An 18,987-nucleotide genomic window follows, 5' to 3' on the forward strand; every position below is an offset into this window, starting at 1 on the left:
ATACCCTTCGACAATTAGGACGGGTGTGGATGTGAGAGCAGTAAGCCAAACTCGATTTGGAAACTATCGATAGTCATCCCCGATGTCCTACACTGGCTTTTCCAGGTCGAAAACCACGGTAAAACGGCGCAATAGGATCCTCAAGAAGGCTCTCGCTGGAGGGCCTTCTTGCTCTTAATGGCTGCACGGGATCCCTCGTCAGGCAAGTTTTGAGGGGAGCTGAGGTGGTTGTGGGATGGGGGTTAGGCGGCCTGTTGTTTGGCCTGTTGGCAATTTTGAACGGCAGGGATGCGGCGCCAATTTAAGTTAGCAAGCACCAGGGCGCTGAGGGGACGGGTGTGAGCCAGCAGCCCGGCAAGGAGCAGCAGCCAACGGCTCAAGGCAGAGCCGGCCAACAGCCAATGGATGAGCAGAGCTGCCCCTCCTCCTTCTACCCCTGCCGCCAAGACCCAGGCCCAGGCAACTTTCCCATGCCGGGACAGGAGGATCCCTTGCAATCCACCGACGCCAAGCCCCACCAGCAAGCCACGCAGCGGGCTGGCCATCGCCTGCAAGGCGTTCTGCAGCCAGGGATCCCTGGGATCGAAAGCGAAGGTTGCCATCCCCGCCTCCAGGGTATCTGCTGCTACCCAACCCAAAGCGGTGGCCAGCAGCGTGGCCGCCACCCACCGCCAAGAGACCTGCCGCCGCAATACCGCCCACTGGAGTAGCCCCATCCCCAAGCCCAGGCCGGCCCCGGCCACCGCTCCTTGGAGCGAACCCAAAGCAGCCAGCAGGGGAGCTGCCGCCCCCAGCCCCAGATAGCCGATCCCAGCCGCCGCCCAATTGGCCAGGAGCCAGCCCAGGGCCAATCCTTTGCTCTGGCGGGGCTTGCCTGAGGTGGGGAGGGTGGGCTTCTGGTGGGGGCTAACCTGTTCCTGGCCGACCTGCTGTTCGACCTCGCGCAGCCCCTGTTCTGCCGAGGGGTTACCCGGCTCCAGCCGCAGCACTCCTTGATAGTCCATCTGGGCAAGGCCCCAATGGCCCTGCCGCTGGTGGGCCAGGCCGCGGTATAGGTAGTAGCGGGCTTCGTTGGGGGCACTCTGGATCAGCTTGTTAAGCAGGTGGACAGCCATTTTGTATTCGCCTGCCTCGATCAAACGCACCGCCCGCTGCAGCTCTTCTTCCTCAGCTTCCGAAACAGGGGCGGCTCGGCTCTGCTGGGTGGCTTGCTGGCCAAAGCCGGCAGGGATCCGCTGCAGAGGAGCCTTTTGAGGGGGAGGCGGGATCTTGTCCCCATAGACGGCTCGGAGCTGCTGGGCCAGCTCCTCCATGGTGGCCGGGCGAAGGGCAGGGTCTTTCTCCAAGCAACGCAGCACCACCTTTTCTAGGGCCTCAGGGATGGGGTGGGGCAGCGGATGGTCTTGAAAAGGGCGGGGCTTTTGAAAGTTGTGGACGTGGTACCAGCCCTGCAGGGTGTCGGTCTCTGGCTCGAAGGGCAACGCACCGGTTAACAGCTCGTACAAAACCACCCCCAGGGAATAGATGTCGGAGCGGCCATCCAGCTTCTCTCCCCGCATCTGCTCCGGCGAGGCATAGACCATCGTGCCCAAAAAATACCCGGTTTGCGTCAGGCCACGAGAGGTTTCCCCCATGAGTTTGGAAATGCCAAAGTCCAGGAGCTTGACCCGTTCTTTGCCATCGGGCCCTTTTTGCACAAAGATGTTGCTGGGCTTGATATCGCGGTGGATGACCCCTCGAATCGAGTGTTTGCCCAGATCCATGTGAAAGTTGTGGGCGTGGTGCAGGGCCGAGCAAATTTGCAAAGCCAAGTTCACCACCCGCTCTGGGTGCAGGGGACCTTCCCGTGCCAACACATAGTCCAAGCCCTGGCCCGTGTAAGGCTTGGCCTTCAGGTACTCCATCACCAGGTAGGGCTGGTTTTGGTACAGACCGTAGGAGCGCACCTGCACAATGTTGGGGTGCTCGCCCAACAGGGCGCTGACCCTGGCCTCGTCCAGGAAGCGCTGCTGCAGTTGCTGGTAATACTCCGGCTCCATGTCTGGCGGCGGCGGGCGCAACAACTTAACGGCCACCGGCTCGTCATTCAACTGGGTATCCACCGCCTCGAACACATTGCCGTAGCCACCCTCGCTGATGTGGTGGGTCAGTCGGTAGCGGTTGCCGATCAGTTGTCCAATTAGGCGCTGGTTCATGGAGGAGGAGGGCCAGCCGAGGGGAGGGTCTACCTAAAATGATTCTAGTCAGCTTGAGGGCGCAAGACCTGTGGGTGAGGGATCCGCCCTTTTTCGCCCCAGAAGTCAGGGATCCCGCTAGGATTGGGGCATGGGTGCTTCTCCTGAAACCGCTTCTCTCCCGCCCTTCTGGCTGGAGGTTACCGAGTTTGCCCTGCAGGCCACGGCAAAGGTCGGAGCGCAGCTCTTGGCAGACTTTGGCCAGGCCTCCTCTACGGAAAAAGCGGACGGCAGCTTGGTGACCGCTTCTGACCAATGGGCGGATCGCGCCTTTCAGGAGGCAATTGCCGCGGCCTACCCGGATCACGGCTGCCTGAGCGAGGAGTCCAACCACATTTTCCTGGAGAAAGAGTGGTGCTGGGTGGTGGATCCCCTGGATGGCACCACCAATTTTGCCCACGGGATCCCCATCTGGGGCAGCTCGCTGGCGCTGTTGCACTGGGGTGTGCCTGTGTTTGGCTGTGTGCATCTGCCCCCCATCCGCCAGACTTTCTACGGCTACTGGCCTCAGTTTCCCGACGACGCGCCGGCAGGAGCTTTTCTCATCCGCCACGACCGGGATCCCGTCCGTCCTCAGCCCATTCGCCCCAGCACCGCCCCACCCGGACCCAACCAACTGTTTAATTTTTGCTCCCGCAGCAGCCACTGGATTAGCCCGCAATTTCCCTGCAAAGCCCGCATGCTGGGCGGCGCTGCCTACAACCTGCTGGCGGTGGCCGGCGGCAGCCTTTTGGGGGCGGTAGAACGCTCGCCCAAGATCTGGGATGTGGCGGCGGTGTGGGCCATTGTCAAGGGGGCCGGCGCCGTTTGGGAACCCCTTGGCCCTGCCGACCCGGATCCCGGAACGCCCTTGCTCCCCGGCAAGGACTATGGTCGGCTGACCTATCCGACGCTGGTGAGCGCTCAGAACAGGTGGATCCCCGTGTTTCGGGCTTTCATCGCTCTGTAGCTCTCGTAAACCGCCTGGACGTTGTACCAGTTGAGGAAGAAAACCCGACACAGCTCCAAGGCCAACTGCGAGCGGCCCTGCCGGATCAACCAGCGCAGCAGCGGCTCTAAGCGCTTCTCGTTCAGCCACCCCCCCAGCGACAGAAGGCCCCACAGGCATTGATGCAGAGGCGTCAGTTGGATCATCAGGCGCACGGCCCAGGTGGGGTGCTTTTGGTAAAAGAGGATGCCCATGCGGCCCCGCTGCCGCTCCCGCTCGATGAGGGCTGGGATTTGCGCCAGCTCGAAGGGCGGATGCCAATGGTAGCCGGTGGCTTGGGGGCACTTGACCAGGCGCAGGCCCAGGCGCTTTAGCCGCACCCCCAGCTCCAGGTCTTCCCAGCCGTAGAGGTGAAACCGCTCGTCAAAGGGGCCGGCAGGGGTTTCACAAGCCCGCTCCAGCCAATGGCGGGCAATGGCCACGTTGCCGGTGGCAAAGAAGGCTGCCGAAAAATCGGTGGGCTTGAAGGGCTCGGAGCAGGGATCCCGAAAATTGCAGGTGTTGATTACCCGCCCGTAGGTGAAGACCTTGGCCTCGTGGGGCGAGTCGGGATTGCCGGTAACCCCGTGTCGCCGCAGCATCTGGGCATGAGCGGCCAAAAAGTGCTCCACCACCACCAGGTCGCTGTCGATAAAGACAATGATGGATCCCTGGGCGTGGCGAAACCCCAGGTTGCGGGCGGCAGCAGGGCCGCGGTGTTCTTGGCACAAAAGCCTGATCGGCGGCAAATCTGGCGGCTGGCTCTGCAGCCATTCCAGCGTGCCATCGGTGGAGCCGTCGTCCACCACCACCACCTCGTAGCCGTCGTAGGGGCCAGGCTGCTGCTGCGCCAAGGCCTGCAGACATTTCTGCAAGATGGGACGGCGGTTGTAGGTGGGGATGATGACGCTGATGTACACCGGGGATCCCTGGCTCGTAAGGCAAACCCTACCCCTAAAGTCAAGGGGTTTTTCCATACGGCTAGAGAGCTTTGAGCAGCTCTGCCGCCTGGCGCACCGTCTCGAAAAAGTGATGGACATTGGCCTCCGGAGTGGTGTGGTGCACGCCGTGGCCCAGGTTCATGATGTGGCCGCGAGATCCCGCCTTTTGAATCACCTCCAGGGTGCGCTGCCGGATGAATTCCGGGGATCCCAGCAACACCATCGGGTCGAGATTGCCCTGCACCGCCAGGGATCCCAGGCGGGCCCTGGCCTCGGCCATATCGCTCATCCAATCGAGGCTGAACACATCGATGCCAGCTTTGCCCACCCGCTCCAACAAAGCAGCGCTGCCGTTGATGTAGAGAATGAGCGGCACCTGCGGGCACCGAGCTTTCACCTGATCCACAATTTGCTTTTGGTAGGGCAAGGCCCAGGTTTCGTAGTCGCCGGGGCTGAGCTGGCCGGCCCAGGTGTCGAAGAGCTGCACCACCTGGGCGCCGCACTCGATCTGGTAGATCACGTAGCGGGCAATGCTATCCGCCAGCTTACTCAGCAACTGATGCAACACCTGCGGCTGAGTGAAGGCCAGGCTCTTGATATGGGCATAATCTTTGGAGCTGCGGCCCTCCACGGCGTAGCAGGCCAAGGTCCAAGGGGAGCCGACAAAGCCCAGCAGCGTCGCCTTCCCTTCCACCTCGCGGCGCAGAGTGCTGAGGATGGTCTTGATAAAGGGCAGGCTTTCTTCCGGCTCTAGCAGTCGGATTTGCTCAACTTGGGCCTGGGAGCGGATCGGCGGGTCGATGATCGGCCCCTGCTGCTCCACCAACTCAAAGGGGATCCCCATGCCCTCGAGGGGGGTGAGGATGTCGCTGAACATAATGACGCCGTCGGGGGCAAAGGCGCGAAACGGCTGCAGCGAGATCTCAATCGCCAGCTCCGGGATCTCGCAGCGCTGCTTGAAGGTGTATTTGCTCTGCAGCTCGCGGTAGGCCGCCATGTAGCGACCCGCCTGGCGCATCATCCAAACGGGGGGACGATCTACCACTTCCCCGCGGGCCGCCCGCAGCAGACGGTCGCCATCGCCGACGGAGGAAGGAGAAGCGCTGAGCTGAGCAGGTGAGTGGGACATGGGAAGACCAAGCCGGTTCAAGATCCTCAATGCATCCTGACATTGGGGGGACGGCTAGCGCAAGCTCGCGGCCCTTCCTCTTGACCCTTTCCTTAGGGGTTGCAACTTGCTTTCACCGGCTGAGGAAGGCGGATCCCGACCTAGAGTGGACATGAGATAATGTCAGCTTGCAGGCCTGTTGTAGAACCCCTTCCCGCCGTTGCTGAGTTGAGAGGAGCCCTCCCTTGGTTGCCCAAACCTTCAACCTGGACACCTACTTGAGCCAACGCCAGCAACAGGTGGAAGAGGCGCTTTCTGCGGCATTGGTTCCCGCCTATCCGGAGCGCATTTACGAGGCGATGCGCTACAGCCTGCTGGCGGGGGGGAAACGCCTGAGGCCGATCCTCTGTCTGGCGGCCTGTGAGTTGGCCGGCGGCTCTGTGGAGCAGGCCATGCCCACCGCCTGCGCCCTGGAGATGATCCACACCATGTCGCTGATCCACGACGATCTGCCGGCGATGGACAACGACGATTTTCGCCGCGGCAAGCCCACCAATCACAAGGTATTCGGCGAGGATATCGCCATTTTGGCAGGAGATGCCCTGCTGGCCTATGCCTTTGAGCATATCGCCAGCCAAACGCGGGGGGTGCCGCCGCAGTTGGTGCTGCAAGTCATTGCCCGCATTGGCCATGCTGTGGCGGCAACCGGCTTGGTAGGGGGCCAGGTGGTGGATCTGGAGTCCGAAGGCAAAGCCATTTCCCTAGAAACTTTGGAGTACATCCACAGCCACAAGACGGGTGCTCTGCTGGAGGCCTCGGTGGTTTCGGGAGGGATCCTGGCAGGGGCCGATGAGGAGCTGCTGGCGCGGCTGAGCCACTACGCTCGGGACATCGGCCTGGCTTTTCAGATCGTGGACGACATTTTGGATGTTACTGCCACCAGCGAGCAACTGGGCAAAACGGCAGGCAAGGATCAAGCTGCCGCCAAAGCCACCTACCCCAGCTTGTTGGGCCTAGAGGCTTCCCGGCAGAAAGCTGAGGAACTGATCCAATCGGCCAAGGAGGCGTTGCGCCCCTACGGATCCCAGGCCGAGCCCCTGTTGGCTCTGGCCGATTTCATCACCCGCCGCCAGCATTGAGACAAGAGGACAAGAAGGTAGATGGGATCCCTGTCCACCCTGTCGGAGACCCTGGTCGCGTTCTGGTGCCGGAGAGCCGTATGCTGCAGCAGTTGATGGCCAACCACGTTCTCTGGGTTGCTCTGCTGGCCAGTGTCTTGGCCCAGGCCATCAAGCTGATCCTGGCCTATGTGCGTTCGGGCAAGCTCAACCTGCGGGTTTTGGTGGAGACAGGGGGGATGCCCAGCTCTCACGCAGCGCTGGTAACGGCTTTGTCGGTGGGGGTGGGGCTGGAGGAAGGCTGGGACAGCCTGCTGTTTGCGGCAACGATGGTCTTTGCGCTGGTGGTGATGTACGATGCCGCCGGGATCCGTCAGGCTGCCGGCAAGCAGGCGCGGGTGCTGAACCGCCTCATGGAAGAATGGTTTGAGGAGAAGGGTGCAGATCGCTTCCAGGAGCCCTACTTGAGGGAGTTGCTGGGCCATACGCCCGTCCAGGTGATCGCCGGAGCAGCCTTGGGGGCAGCCTGTATCACGTTATCTTTTGTCCTGGGAATCAACTGAACGCAATTGGGGCATGCTAGAGCAGGAGCATCACGGGTGGTCATGGCCTCCAGTTCTCAACCTCGTCCGATCCAGCGCTGCCCGGCCTGTGGCAAGCTGATCCCGGCCTATCGCTACAAGTCCCCCTACTGCGACCACTGCGGTTGGCGGGCAACCCCGGCAGGGCAAACCCCTCAAACAGGCGGATCTGGGGGCCAGAGATCCGGAGCTCAGGGGAGTAGGATTCAACAACACATTCAGCGCCTCGGCCTGCCCCCTCTGTTGCAGCCGCTGTTGAAGTTCGACTTTTACCTCTATCTGGGCTGGGGGATCAGCCCTCTGTTTCCGCTAGTCGTGGATCGACCGCTGCTGGCCGAATCCAATTACCTGTTGCTGCTCCCGCTCCTGTTGAGCTGGGGGCTGCTCTACTTGGCAGTGCGGGATCGGCCGTTGCCCCAGGATTTGCGGCTGCCGCGGCTGCTGCTGGATGTGGCGTTTATCCTGCTGCCCTTCTTCCAAAAAATCAACGTTTCCAAGGCCCCCAACCGGCCCTACTGGAATGCTCTGCTCATCTGGGTCATCGGGCTCCTCCTGTTTGCCGCCGTGGGGCTGTGGAGCTTTAGCCTGCTTCTGACGGCATTGACGCTGCTGTTGACCAGCTTCTGCACGCTGCTGTTCTAGCCGAGATGGTTGACAAACACTCCAGCCTCCCATGAGCATTCCTGCTGCCCGCCAACGCTTCCTCCAAGAAATTCAAGCGGATCCCATCGATCTGGGCCGAGCGGCCCTCTGGATCGCCCAAGAAGCCTATCCCGACTTGGATGTAGAAGAGTATTTGGCCGCTTTGGATGAGATGGCCGCAGAAGTGCAAGAGCGTCTTCCTCCCGAGCGCTACCCCCTGCGCGTCATCCGGATTTTAAATCGCTATCTCTTTGAAGATCTGGGCTTTTGTGGCAACAGCGAAGACTATTATGACCCGCGCAACAGCTTTTTAAACGAGGTGATCGATCGGCGCACCGGGATCCCGATCACTCTTTCTCTGATCTATCTAGAGCTGGCGCGGCGGATCGATTTTCCCATGGCAGGGGTAGGCATGCCCGGCCACTTTCTGGTGCGGCCCCTGTTTGCAGACGCGGAGATTTTTGTGGATCCCTTTCATCAGGGAGAAATTTTGTTTCCCGAGGACTGCCAAGAGCGTTTGGCACAGATCTACGGGCCCAGGATCCCTTTACAAGATCATCACCTCCGCCCCACCCCTCCTCGCCTAATCTTGGTGCGGCTGCTCAACAATCTTAAGCAGATTTACTTGAGCCGCGCCCAGCTAGAGCTTGCCTTGGCAGCGGTGGAGCGCATCTTGTTATTGATCCCAGAGTCCTTGCCCCACCTGAGGGATCGGGGCTTGCTCTGTTACCAGTTGGGGCGTTGGCAGCAGGCCTGTCAGGATCTGAGGCACTACCTCAACCAGGCGACCCTCCACCCAGAGCTCAGCGGCCCCGACGAGCATTTAATCCAAGAGATCCTACAAAGGCTAGAAGCTTACTCTGACTAAAGTCAGGTGCAGCAATTGCTCGAAAAAATCCTCCAATCGAGAGCTGGCCACCTAAGCAATACGGATCTCACCTGAGATCTCGCCTTGCCATCTTTGGGTGTCGCTGGGGCTTTTGCAAGAGTCTGGAGCAGCTTTCACCTCCTGGCGAAGAATTGCCTCTACCAGCTCGTCTAAAGCTTCCAGGTCAGATAGGTTGTAGTCTTTTTCCCGAAGGATTTTGTTAATAGAAAACTCTTGCTGCAGCGTCAGGGTCGAGGATCGTAAGACCTCGTCGATAATCTCGCGAATGCTCATTACAACCTCACAATCTGATGGCAATCTCAGCGGAGAATTTGTTATCTGAGCTCATAAACCTAGAATGCAAGAAATACTTGACGTAGCCATCCTGAGGATCACGTATTTTGGCCAAGATCTAGGGCCGCCCATGCTAAGGGAAACTGCCAAGGGTACTTTCACGGGGCCTCGCCGAGGCTTGGGAGCTCCCCAGGGAGGCTTGTCCGGTTCGCCTTTCCCAATCTTTTGCGAAGGGGGTGCGAGTGATGGGTTCACCCGATAGCTGCTGCAGTTTTGGCGACTTTGGGGCCAGTCGCGCCACGAGTGAGTTGCTTGGTCTAGGATCCCGGGGGCGATCCACTAGTCTGTTGGTACTCCATTAGGATGAAGTGGGATCCTGTCGGCTAGCGGGTTTTGTGGGAAATCCCAGTCAAATCGCAGGTGAGGTTGTAGCACCATGACATTGACTTGGCAAACGGATGGACAGACTTGGTTTCTTCTGCCTCCCCAACCCCGTGCCGTGATCCACTTTCTGGGCGGAGCTTTTGTGGGATCCGCCCCACAATTTTTCTACAGCCGCCTGCTGGAAGAATTGGCCCGTATGGGCATGGCCGTTGTGGCTACCCCCTACACCACCGATATCGATCACGCGCAACTGGCTTTTAAAGCAGCGCAATCTTTGCATAGAAGCCTGCAGAGCAAAGGTTTGATGGGGTTGCCCCTCTTTGGCTTGGGCCACAGCCTTGGCGGTAAGCTGCAGATCCTCTCCTGCCTAGCCCTTCCTTCTTTGGGATCCCAGCGGCGCGGCAATATTTTCTTGGCCTACAGCAATGCGGGACTGGAACGGGCGCTGCCGGTGCTGCAGGCCTTGGCCCAGGCGTGGCCGCAACAGCAACTGAGCACTCTGTGGCGGATGTGGATGGGATCCTCGTCACCGCCAGTGAATCTGTGGTTGGAGTTTGAGCCTTCTCCGGCAGAAACCAATCGCCTTATCGAGGAGCAGTATCCGGTTAGAAACAACCTGCTTGTAGAGTTTCAGCAGGATGATATTGACGATATTCCGCTGCTCTATCAACAGCTTCGCCGCAAGTACGGAGGCTACACCGAATGGCAACGCCTGGAGGGGGATCACTTAACCCCGCTGGGTTTCAGCTATCCTTTCCGGGTCGGGGGGGAGTTCAGTCCCATCGATGCTTTCGCGCAGTTTTTTTATCAAAACTTACTGGCTCCTAACCAACGAATGATCCGGAGTATTCAAGCCTGGCTGGCAGCACAACTGGCTTAGTCGAGCCAGCTTAGGTCGGAGAGGAGCTCCTGTGAGTGGGGAGACTGAGCCTGCAGAGGAAACAGCATCTGTAGAATATCGCTCATCAGGAAGTAACAGGTTAAAACACCACCGGCAGCTACGGCCACCAGCGTTCCCGCCAACATGCGCGAGAACTCCTGCCGCTGAAACGCCTGTTCCATTAAGCGCAGCGCCCAGAACCCCAGTAGGATCACAATGGCAAGGATAATCAACATATCGTAATCTAAGCTGTAATCTATTGTAACGAACCTGTCGCTCAACTGCTATTGACAAAACCTGGTTAAAGCGTAAAGAGTTCTCTGTCTTCTGCAGCCAGCAACTTGTCGGCGGGGTAGCGGCGGGCGCGGCCCCCTGGGGCCTTGCCGGCCTTGTCTAAGCTACAGGCCCCAAAGGGATCCCGCTGGCAAAGATTGCTGGGCGTTCAAGCGGCCTACACCTGTCGCCCTTCGGGGGAAGCGCCGGCAACTGTTGCAAGATCTGGCAAAGGAGAAAGCTTCCGGGCAGCTCCTAGCTCCTCAGGCCAATTGTCTGCAGGATACCAAAATACATCGACCCGCCAGCGGCTGCTCGCAGGGGGATCCCTTACACTTGAGCTAACTGCTGCTTGAGAGGTGGGGTATGGTACGGCGGAGGCTGGCCGGCGCGGCTGGATCCCTGGCACTTCAGCGTTCTCTGCAGGCTCCTTTGCAGCAGCGCAGCCGGGCGATCAACCGTCGCCGCAAACTGATCTACCGCAGAACTCGCCTACTCTACCAGCGCAACTTGCCCCTTTACCTGCGCAATTTGCTGTTGCAGTACCGCACCAGCTTTATCTACAACCTCAAAGCTAGAGCTGTGATCAGAACTCGCTAGAGAATGTCGAGCTATCTTTTCGCTCTCAGCACAACGGTCTTCACAGCGCGAAAAACAGGCAGATGGCGATGGACATTGCCCTGCCGGAAAGTCTGGATTTATAGTTAAAATTAAAAATTGTTGTCTGTAAGTCTTCTAAGAGAGAGGCCGGTCTCCCTCCGAGAGAAAAGAGTTGGAAGCGGGAGCCAAGCTAAGGCTACCGAATTGTAAAGCGGCCAACTCCTATCTTCTCGCCGTTGACATGAACCTCGACGCGGTAGCGCCCGGTGTAGGGTTGGCTGAAGCTGAGAAAGCCTCGCACCGTGTCGGCTAGGGGATCCCAGGGAAAATCAAACTTGCGGATCAGTTGCTCGCTCCCGGCTTCTCCGCCCTCGTAGTACCAGAGCATCTCCACCTGGGCGTTGGCAGGGGGAGGCTGCCCACCGGCAAGATGGCCCAGATCAAGGTGTCAGTGGTCTTGAACTCGGTTGTGGCCTCGCCAGGGCTGCCGTCTCCCCGACCTCGGTGCAGGCTGATCACCCTTGTCCCCGCCTCGTTTGGGGCTTTCTGGCTATAGGCGCGGGCATTGGCTTGCGCTTCCTGAGCGAGGCGATCCAGCTCGGCCAGCAAATCTTCCTGCCGCTTCAGGGCCTCGGTTGCTTCCTGTAGCCAGTGGGCGATCGGCTGCTCTGGAGCTGGGGAAGAAGGCTTTCGGGCGGCCCCGGTAAGGTTTTGGATGGGAAAGCCCCGAGCCGTCCCCACCTCGCTGCCCAGCAAGTTCAGCCAGCGGCTCCGCATTTCGGGTGTCATCTCTGGCTTGGCGGCGTAGGCAATGCGCACAGGGCCGTCTGGGCCTTGGGTGATGCGGCCAATTTCATGCTCTTGGATCCCGGCAACCTGCCCACGACAGCCGGCGCTACGGAACTCGTAGAGGACATCCTCTTCGCTTTCCCGGTGAAACTCCCACGTTGTTTGGGGGCAGTACTCTAGGAGATTATTCCGCATATTGTTTGCCAGGAAGCGGGGCAATTTTGGTACCTGAACGTTCATGACCGAGAGCATTTCTCTCCAAGAGGCCAAGCTCGCCTCGGGCCGTATGAGAACAGTCAATGTAGCTGTCTCAGTAACTTGGCGATCGGCAAAAGCCCACTCCCCCACATCTCCTTCAATGAGGACATTTCCTGAAGGGCTGAGGTGAGCCGAGGCAAAGAGCAGGCCGGCAAAAAGGTTCAACATGATGATCCTCCCTACCAAGATTTGTACTGGGAAATGAGAGGGGAAAGTTCTCAATCAGCTCGCCGGGCAGGCAACGAAAGGAGACTGGACAAGAAGGACAGCCCTTTGTTGTCGCTTTCTCAAGGCTCACCCCAGAGGAGCTCAATGATCCGGGTGGCTTTTGGCAAAATGGCAGTTACAGCCTGCTTGGGCAAAACCCGTATCGTCACACGAGCTGAAACCTTACTCAGGTAAGGTTTTTTCTGTGGGCTATATTCCTTTGAACCGCAAGCTCTAGAGGGCACCAGTAGCCTATCACAGGCTAGCTCAGTTTCGATCCCTGTTTTTCAGAAACGCCACATTCTTTCTGAGCAGTATACTCGTTTACCTTAAGCAGATATGATTTTGTTCGTTCAAAAACCTAAAACTCTCTCGGATGACAATTGAGAGTCATCGAGAACAAATCATTCACCGGAGTCGTCGGCGCCAGAAGGGAGGATCTTCCCGGTTATCAACCAGTTATCCCCCACAGTCTGCAGTTGCGGCTCCAACAGTTGCCAGCTTTGGTTCACATCCGGGATCCCTTCTCCTGCTACGGGGGTTGGCGCGTCGGCCCCGCCCAAGATCTTGGGAGCGATGAAGGCGGCCACCTTCTGGATGGCCCCATCTTTAAGGGCTGCCCAGGCCAAGGTGCCGCCGCATTCCCAGAGGGCACTCAGACAGCCTCGCTCAAAGAGAACCTGCGCCGCTTGAGCCGGGGTTACTTGATCCAGGTGCAGCAGCTCCACCCCTTGCTTGGCCAGGGATCCCCAGAGGGGATGGGCTTCAGTGGCCTCGGTAATCACCAAAGTTGGCGCCTCCTCCGCTCGCCACAGGTGGGCCAGCGGGGGCAGATTCAGAGAGCGGCTGAGAACCACTCGCAGGGGCTGGGATCCGTGAAAATCCGGCAGGCGGCAGGTAAGGTGGGGGTTATCGTGCCAGACGGTGCCGGAGCCCACGATGACTGCATCGTGCCAGGCCCGCTGGCGGTGAACCCACTCTCGCGCCAGCGGATTGCTGATCCAGCGGCTGTGGCCGGTGGCGGCGGCGCTCTTGCCGTCTAGGGTCATGGCGTATTTGAGCAGGCCAAAACACCGTTTCTGCACAATGGCGAAGGCAAAGCCTTCGTTGAGCTCCTGACATTCCTGCTCCAGCACCCCCACCGTCACCTCAACCCCTGCCTCCTGCAGGCGGCGGATCCCTTTGCCGGCCACCAGGGGATTGGGATCCTGCATTCCCACCACCACCCGCCGGATCCCGGCAGCCAGGATAGCCTCGGTACAGGGAGGGGTGCGCCCGTAGTGGTTGCAGGGCTCGAGGTTGACGTAGAGGGTAGCGCCCTTGGCCAGGGATCCCGCCTGTTGCAAAGCCAACACCTCGGCATGGGGCTGGCCGGCTCCCGGATGAACGCCTTCCCCCACCACCTGATCCCCCCGGACAATAACGCAAGCTACCCGCGGGTTAGGGGAGGGGCGCTGCGGTGTGGAGCGGGCCAAGGACAGGCACCGTTCCATCCATTGCCGATCCGAGTTCATAAGGGGCCGGGATCAAGCTACAGTTGCTCTGGATTCTAGCCTTGCCATCTGGGGAACAAAAGCCGACCCGTTCCCTTCAAGTGCGCGACGGATCTGGGCGCTGTTGGCGACTTCACCCGCTGGCCCGTCCAGGAGCTGGAGGGCGTTTTTGGTAAGCTGGTTACGGCCTTGGCAGAAGGGATCCCATGGACAGCCTTCAACTTTGGCAGCGCTACTGCGATTGGCTCTACTACCATCCCGAGCTGGAAATTTTTGTGGATATCAGCCGCATCCGTTTTACTTCCGCTCAGGTGGAAGCGCTGCGGCCTGCCTTTGCCCGCGCCTTTGCCGAGATGCAGGCCCTAGAAGCCGGGGCCATTGCCAATCCCGACGAAGGCCGCCAGGTGGGCCACTACTGGCTGCGGGCGCCGGAGCTGGCTCCTAGCGCCGAAATTCGGCAGGCAATTCAAGACTGCCTCGAACAGGTGGAGAGCTTTGCCAAGAAGATCCACTGCGGCACGATCCCAGCCAGTGGGGGAGGGCGTTTCACCGAGCTGCTCTGGATTGGCATTGGCGGCTCGGCTCTGGGGCCACAATTTGTGGCGGAGGCCCTGGCTCCGCTGCAGCCGCCCTTGAACATTCACTTCATCGACAACACGGATCCGGACGGGTTTGACCGGGTGCTGGGACGGCTGGCCGGCAAACTGGGACAAACCCTGGTGGTTGTCACCTCCAAATCCGGCAACACGCCCGAGCCGCGCAACGCCTTGGTGGAAGTGGAGCTGGCTTACCGGAAGGCAGGGATCCCCTTTTCTGCCCATGCAGTGGCCATCACCGGCCCCGGCAGCCAATTGGAGCAGCAGGCGCGGCAGGAGGGGTGGCTAGCCGTTTTTCCCATCTTCGACTGGGTGGGGGGGCGCACCTCGGAAACTTCCGCGGTGGGCCTGCTGCCGGCAGCGTTGCAGGGGATCGACATCCGGGCTTTGCTGGCCGGAGCTGCCACCATGGACAAAGCCACCCGCGTACCCCATCTGGAGCGCAATCCTGCCGCCCTCTTGGCCATGGCCTGGTACATCGTCGGCGAGGGGCGAGGGCGCAAGGATATGGTGGTTTTACCCTACAAAGACCGCCTGGCGCTGTTTAGCCGCTACCTGCAGCAGTTGGTGATGGAATCTCTAGGCAAGTCCCACGACCTGCAGGGCAACCGCGTGGAGCAGGGCCTAACCGTCTACGGCAACAAGGGCACCACCGATCAGCACGCCTACGTGCAGCAGTTGCGGGACGGCCTCAACAACTTCTTCGTCACCTTCATCGAGGTGCTCCAGGATCGCGAGCCGGGGATCCCTTCCCCCTTCGTAGAGCCCGAGGTAACCAGCGGCGACTATCTGGATGGCCTGCTGCAGGGCACCCGCCAAGCCCTCTACGAAAACGGGCGCGACTCCATCACGGTGACGCTGCCGCGGGTGGACGCCCGCTCCGTGGGGGCCCTGATTGCCCTCTACGAACGGGCAGTGGGCCTCTACGCCTCTTTAATCCAGGTCAACGCCTACCACCAGCCGGGGGTGGAAGCAGGCAAGAAAGCGGCCAGCGCCGTCCTGCAGCTCCAGCGCCAGGTGCTGGAGGTGATGCGAGAGCAAAAGGGATCCCTGACCTTGCCCCAGTTGGCGGAAAAACTGGGCTGCCCAGAGCGCATCGAGACCCTGTACTGGATTGTGCGGCATCTGCAAGCCAATGGCCGCAGTCTAGTGCTTGTGGGGGATCCTGGCCGACCCTTGGAGCTAAGCATCCAGCCGCGCCCGGCCTGAGAGTATAGAAGAGGCAACCTGAAGAGAGGTTTGACCAATCTGTACCTTACCTTAAACCCCTCCTGTGCAGCCGGCCTGTCTGCCTAGAATCGAGCAAGAGGCTACTCCAGGAGGAGACTATGGACCAACCTGCCGCCGTCCTGCCTTTACAAACCCCAAAAGATGTCTCCATCGAGGACATTGAGCAGGAGCTGAACAAGATCTGGTCCTCCAAGGGAGAGAGCGTTGCCGCCCGGGCTGCCACCTTTACCCTGGTGGTGTATGAGTCGCTAGACGATGCCCTGCTGCTGCCTTCCCCCACCGTCGAAGCCATTGCCACCCAGAACCCCTGCCGCGTCATCGACCTAAGGGCCAAACGGGAGGGAGCCACAGACGACGCCATCGAGGCCCAGGTGGCGGCCTATTGCCCGGTGACCCGCGAGCAGCGCAGCTCGCTGGTGTGTTGTGAGTACATCACCCTGAAAGCGCCGGAATCGGCTTTTGTGCGCGCTTGCAGCACTGTCGCCTCGCTGTTGATCCCCAACCTGCCCACGTTCCTGTGGTGGCAAGGGAACTTAGACTTGAATAGCTTGTTGTTTCAAAAGCTGGTAGCCCTGAGCAACCGCGTCATCGTCGACTCGCGGGGCTTTGTCAACCCAGAAGAAGACCTGCAGGAAATTCATCTCCTCATCAGCGAGGGGCACCACTGCGGGGATCTCAACTGGCGACGGCTGCTGCCCTGGCAGGAACTCACCGCCCAAGCCTTCGACCCCCCAGATCGGCGAGAGTCTCTGTCCTGGATAGATCAAGTAACCATTGACTACAGAGCTGGCAACCCCTGCCAGGCCCTCCTTTTCTTGGGCTGGCTGGCCAGCCGGCTGGGGTGGACGCCCACCGAGCGGGCCCAGACTTGGGAACACGACTACGAGATCGACCGCATCCGCTTCCAAACCCAAGCGGGAGGCGAGGTGAGGGCAGAATTGGCTGCCGTGCCCCTGGTCTCGGAGATGAGCCAGGCGGGAGATCTCATCGGCTTGCGCCTCACCTCCAGCAACCAGGAAGCCGACGCCTGCACCGTGCTCTGTTCAGAAACCACAGGGTGCATGCGCATGGAAGCCATGGGAGGTGCCCAGAGGTGCATGGTTCGCCAGGTGGCTCCCCTGGAGCAGGAGTCCTTGGAAACGCTGCTAGCTGCCGAGTTGCAGCGGCCTGGCCCTGACTATCTTTACGAAGAGACCTTAGGGGTGGTGGCCCAGATCCTCAAATTAAAGAAAAGCGGAGCGCTGGGGTAGAATCTCGATTTCGTTGTTGGCAATCTTGGGGAGACGGATACTGTCTCGCGTTCAAATGCAGGGAAGCGAAGACCCCAACCCAGCGCTTGACAGACGAGAACCTAGGCTTCTCGGGATATCCCGACAAATCGGCCCAAGAAAGCTAGCCAGATCCGCCTATCCACTGTCGAAGCCAGCTCAGCGCAGCCCCAGGACGGAGGCCAGCACGCTGTGACCTACCAGGGCTTCCACCGCAATGCTAATGGCAAACCCCAGCATGGCCAATCGCCCGTTCCAGCGCTCGGCCTTTTCCGTCCACCCAATTTCCCACTCGGGCGGAGCCTCGCCCTCTTGCCCATACTGAGGCACGTATCGCGGACGAGCAGCACCCTCCCAGCCCGCAGGACGCTTGGAGTTGAAGAAAGCCATCGAACCGAGGGCAACAGCAGCCACCAGCCCGCTCACCATAACGGCAATGTAAGGAAAGAAAGGGTTGTCGAGGATCATCGGCCTGTTGGGTTCAGTGAAACAGTCAATAGCCTGGGTAGCGAGCCGATCGGGCAGCCCCCAGACAGAACGCCCGACCTGATGCTTGCGTAAAACTCAGATGTTCTCAACTATCGCAGTCCCAGCCATTGAGCGAGAGTGGTGGCAAAAACACTGTGACCCACCAGCGCCTCTGTGGCAACGCTGATCACCAAACCCACCATAGCCAGGCGGCCATTCCAACGCTCCGCCTGCTCCGTCCAGCCCGGGATCCAGTCGTTGGTGGTGTCGTAGTATTGGGCCACAGAAGCGGAGTCCAGGCGAGAAGGGATCCTAGGAGAGGATTGCATAGGTAATGCCTCATAACTGTACGTAAACAAACTTAACATAAAATTACAGTTCTTGACAACTTTTCCGACTGGCGAGGGGAGGTAGGGATCCCTGGCGAGAGGGAAGGAGTTTGCCGAGGGGTGCCCAGAGCGATGCCATACTGAGGGAGGTAGGCTTCTGCGCAGACTATGGCGGTATCCTCTCTTTCTTCCCCCAAGCTGGACCAGGCTTTTGACGCTGCTGCCGACTTAGCTGCCCAGGTGCGGTCGGATTTTCCAATTTTGCAGCGCCAAGTCAACGGCCAGCCGCTCATCTATTTTGACAATGCGGCCACTTCCCAGAAGCCGCTGGCGGTTTTGCAGGCAATGGATTTCTACTATCGGCACAGCAACGCCAACGTGCACCGGGGAGTGCATACCTTGGGCAACGAAGCCACGGAGGCCTACGAGGGGGCGCGGGAGAAGATTGCCCGCTTTATCAACGCGCCTTCCCCGCAAGAGATCATCTACACCCGCAACGCCAGCGAGGCCATTAACCTGGTGGCCTACAGTTGGGGCATGAGCACCCTAGAGCGGGGGGATGAGATTATTCTGTCGGTGATGGAGCACCACAGCAACTTGATCCCCTGGCAATTCGTGGCTCAAAAGACGGGGGCCTGCCTCAAGTTTATCCAGATCACGCCCGAGGGCGAGCTGGATTTGGAGCACTACCGCTCTCTGCTGGGCAATCGCACCCGCCTAGTGGCGGTAGCTCACGTCTCCAACATGCTGGGATCCATCAACCCGGTTCGGGAGGTGATTGAGTTAGCCCATCGCTGTGGGGCCAAGGTGTTGCTGGATGCCTGTCAGAGCGTGCCCCACATGCCGGTGGATGTGCAGGCCCTAGACTGCGATTGGCTGGCCTTTTCTGGGCACAAGATGGGCGGCCCCACGGGGATCGGGGTGCTCTACGGCAAGCGGGAGCTGCTGCGGGCCATGCCGCCCTTTTTGGGCGGGGGCGAGATGATTGCCGAGGTGTACTGGGATCACGCCACCTACGCCGATATCCCCCACAAGTTTGAGGCGGGCACGCCGGCCATTGCCCAAGCGGTGGGTCTGGGGGCAGCCGTCGATTACCTAAGCCAGATCGGTCTGGAGCGCGTGCATGCCCATGAGCAAAAGTTAACCGCTCGCCTCCTAGAAGGGCTTCAGCGCATTCCAGGCATTACAATCTATGGCCCCAAGGACCCGACGCGGCGGGCGGGGCTGGTCAGCTTTTCGGCGGAGGGCATCCACCCCCACGACCTGTCCACCCTGCTGGATGAGCAGGGGATCGCCATCCGGGCCGGCCACCACTGCACCCAGCCGCTGCATCGCCACTTGCAGGTGCAATCGACGGCGCGGGCCAGCGTTTACCTCTACAACACCTTGGCCGAGGTGGATCGCTTCCTGGAGGTGCTGGCGGAGGCGGTGGCGTTTTTCAGGGAGGCCTTGGGGTAGC

The 18,987-nt window shown here is 60.0% G+C and carries 20 protein-coding genes; 10 read left to right on the plus strand and 10 right to left on the minus strand.

Annotated elements, in window-relative coordinates; translation table 11 throughout:
• Window positions 1-242: 242 nt before the first annotated feature.
• Window positions 243-2,195, minus strand: a complete 1,953-nt coding sequence (locus NW846_RS02305) for a serine/threonine-protein kinase (protein WP_099812505.1) — start codon at window positions 2,193-2,195, stop codon at window positions 243-245.
• A gap of 130 nt (window positions 2,196-2,325) precedes the next feature.
• Here NW846_RS02305 and NW846_RS02310 point away from each other — a divergent pair, with 130 nt between their 5' ends.
• Window positions 2,326-3,183 (plus strand): inositol monophosphatase family protein, encoded by an 858-nt coding sequence (locus NW846_RS02310; RefSeq protein ID WP_099812504.1) that lies wholly within the window; start codon window positions 2,326-2,328, stop codon window positions 3,181-3,183.
• Here the strand turns inward: NW846_RS02310 and NW846_RS02315 are convergent.
• Both NW846_RS02315 and hemE read right to left on the minus strand, forming a co-directional pair.
• Window positions 3,138-4,121, minus strand: coding sequence for a glycosyltransferase family 2 protein (locus NW846_RS02315; protein WP_011429283.1), 984 nt, complete (start codon window positions 4,119-4,121; stop codon window positions 3,138-3,140). The genes NW846_RS02310 and NW846_RS02315 overlap by 46 nt on opposite strands.
• A 61-nt stretch (window positions 4,122-4,182) precedes the next feature.
• Window positions 4,183-5,271 carry a uroporphyrinogen decarboxylase gene (gene hemE / locus NW846_RS02320; RefSeq protein WP_099812502.1) on the minus strand — a complete coding sequence of 363 codons (1,089 nt, stop codon included), beginning with the start codon at window positions 5,269-5,271 and terminating at the stop codon, window positions 4,183-4,185.
• 224 nt (window positions 5,272-5,495) lie between these two features.
• On the opposite strand from hemE, the gene crtE reads away from it, so the two are divergent.
• The 4 genes from crtE to NW846_RS02340 all read left to right on the plus strand — a co-directional run bounded on the left by crtE (window position 5,496) and on the right by NW846_RS02340 (window position 8,459).
• A complete protein-coding gene (crtE, locus tag NW846_RS02325; protein WP_011429285.1) occupies window positions 5,496-6,389 on the plus strand; it encodes a geranylgeranyl diphosphate synthase CrtE in 894 nt (297 codons plus the stop codon).
• Between the two features lie 80 nt (window positions 6,390-6,469).
• Entirely contained in the window at window positions 6,470-6,931 is a 462-nt protein-coding gene (locus tag NW846_RS02330; RefSeq protein ID WP_041438070.1) for a divergent PAP2 family protein, read from the plus strand.
• A gap of 42 nt (window positions 6,932-6,973) precedes the next feature.
• Window positions 6,974-7,591, plus strand: coding sequence for a hypothetical protein (locus NW846_RS02335; RefSeq protein WP_414346410.1), 618 nt, complete (start codon window positions 6,974-6,976; stop codon window positions 7,589-7,591).
• A 31-nt stretch (window positions 7,592-7,622) separates the two neighbouring features.
• The gene (locus NW846_RS02340) at window positions 7,623-8,459 is read left to right on the plus strand and encodes a SirB1 family protein (protein ID WP_099812501.1); all 837 of its coding nucleotides are present in this window, start codon (window positions 7,623-7,625) and stop codon (window positions 8,457-8,459) included.
• A 51-nt stretch (window positions 8,460-8,510) separates the two neighbouring features.
• Here NW846_RS02340 and NW846_RS02345 read toward each other — a convergent pair whose 3' ends face one another.
• Window positions 8,511-8,753 carry a hypothetical protein gene (locus tag NW846_RS02345; RefSeq protein WP_041438072.1) on the minus strand — a complete coding sequence of 81 codons (243 nt, stop codon included), beginning with the start codon at window positions 8,751-8,753 and terminating at the stop codon, window positions 8,511-8,513.
• A 436-nt stretch (window positions 8,754-9,189) separates the two neighbouring features.
• Between NW846_RS02345 and NW846_RS02350 the strand changes: the two genes are divergently transcribed.
• Window positions 9,190-10,017 carry a DUF1350 family protein gene (locus NW846_RS02350; protein ID WP_011429290.1) on the plus strand — a complete coding sequence of 276 codons (828 nt, stop codon included), beginning with the start codon at window positions 9,190-9,192 and terminating at the stop codon, window positions 10,015-10,017.
• On the opposite strand, the gene NW846_RS02355 is transcribed toward NW846_RS02350, so the two are convergent.
• On the minus strand, window positions 10,014-10,253 hold the full coding sequence (locus tag NW846_RS02355) for a hypothetical protein (RefSeq protein ID WP_011429291.1): 240 nt from the start codon (window positions 10,251-10,253) through the stop codon (window positions 10,014-10,016). The genes NW846_RS02350 and NW846_RS02355 overlap by 4 nt on opposite strands.
• 403 nt (window positions 10,254-10,656) lie before the next feature.
• On the opposite strand from NW846_RS02355, the gene NW846_RS02360 reads away from it, so the two are divergent.
• Window positions 10,657-10,890: a hypothetical protein gene (locus NW846_RS02360; protein ID WP_011429292.1), complete on the plus strand. Its 234-nt coding sequence runs from the start codon at window positions 10,657-10,659 to the stop codon at window positions 10,888-10,890.
• Between the two features lie 196 nt (window positions 10,891-11,086).
• Here the strand turns inward: NW846_RS02360 and NW846_RS02365 are convergent, their stop codons facing one another.
• From NW846_RS02365 to ribD, 3 genes are all read right to left on the minus strand, one after another.
• Window positions 11,087-11,278, minus strand: a complete 192-nt coding sequence (locus NW846_RS02365) for a hypothetical protein (RefSeq protein WP_414346414.1) — start codon at window positions 11,276-11,278, stop codon at window positions 11,087-11,089.
• Window positions 11,233-12,105, minus strand: coding sequence for a hypothetical protein (locus tag NW846_RS02370; RefSeq protein ID WP_414346417.1), 873 nt, complete (start codon window positions 12,103-12,105; stop codon window positions 11,233-11,235). The genes NW846_RS02365 and NW846_RS02370 overlap by 46 nt, the downstream gene beginning before the upstream one ends.
• Window positions 12,106-12,548: 443 nt before the next feature.
• Window positions 12,549-13,658 carry a bifunctional diaminohydroxyphosphoribosylaminopyrimidine deaminase/5-amino-6-(5-phosphoribosylamino)uracil reductase RibD gene (ribD, locus tag NW846_RS02375; RefSeq protein WP_099812499.1) on the minus strand — a complete coding sequence of 370 codons (1,110 nt, stop codon included), beginning with the start codon at window positions 13,656-13,658 and terminating at the stop codon, window positions 12,549-12,551.
• Window positions 13,659-13,843: 185 nt separating this feature from the next.
• Here ribD and NW846_RS02380 point away from each other — a divergent pair, with 185 nt between their 5' ends.
• Both NW846_RS02380 and NW846_RS02385 read left to right on the plus strand, forming a co-directional pair.
• A complete protein-coding gene (locus tag NW846_RS02380; RefSeq protein WP_414346420.1) occupies window positions 13,844-15,442 on the plus strand; it encodes a glucose-6-phosphate isomerase in 1,599 nt (532 codons plus the stop codon).
• A gap of 119 nt (window positions 15,443-15,561) precedes the next feature.
• Window positions 15,562-16,713: a glucose-6-phosphate dehydrogenase assembly protein OpcA gene (locus tag NW846_RS02385; RefSeq protein WP_414346422.1), complete on the plus strand. Its 1,152-nt coding sequence runs from the start codon at window positions 15,562-15,564 to the stop codon at window positions 16,711-16,713.
• A 177-nt stretch (window positions 16,714-16,890) separates the two neighbouring features.
• On the opposite strand, the gene psb35 is transcribed toward NW846_RS02385, so the two are convergent.
• Together psb35 and NW846_RS02395 are read right to left on the minus strand one after the other, a co-directional pair.
• Window positions 16,891-17,199 (minus strand): photosystem II assembly protein Psb35, encoded by a 309-nt coding sequence (psb35, locus tag NW846_RS02390; protein WP_099812496.1) that lies wholly within the window; start codon window positions 17,197-17,199, stop codon window positions 16,891-16,893.
• A gap of 110 nt (window positions 17,200-17,309) precedes the next feature.
• Window positions 17,310-17,528 (minus strand): hypothetical protein, encoded by a 219-nt coding sequence (locus NW846_RS02395; RefSeq protein WP_011429298.1) that lies wholly within the window; start codon window positions 17,526-17,528, stop codon window positions 17,310-17,312.
• A gap of 168 nt (window positions 17,529-17,696) precedes the next feature.
• On the opposite strand from NW846_RS02395, the gene NW846_RS02400 reads away from it, so the two are divergent.
• The gene (locus NW846_RS02400) at window positions 17,697-18,986 is read left to right on the plus strand and encodes a SufS family cysteine desulfurase (protein ID WP_414346424.1); all 1,290 of its coding nucleotides are present in this window, start codon (window positions 17,697-17,699) and stop codon (window positions 18,984-18,986) included.
• The last annotated feature ends 1 nt before the right edge of the window (window position 18,987 follow it).

The sequence above is a fragment of the Synechococcus sp. W60.3 genome, from assembly GCF_047502615.1.
Classification (GTDB): Bacteria; Cyanobacteriota; Cyanobacteriia; order Thermostichales; family Thermostichaceae; genus Thermostichus.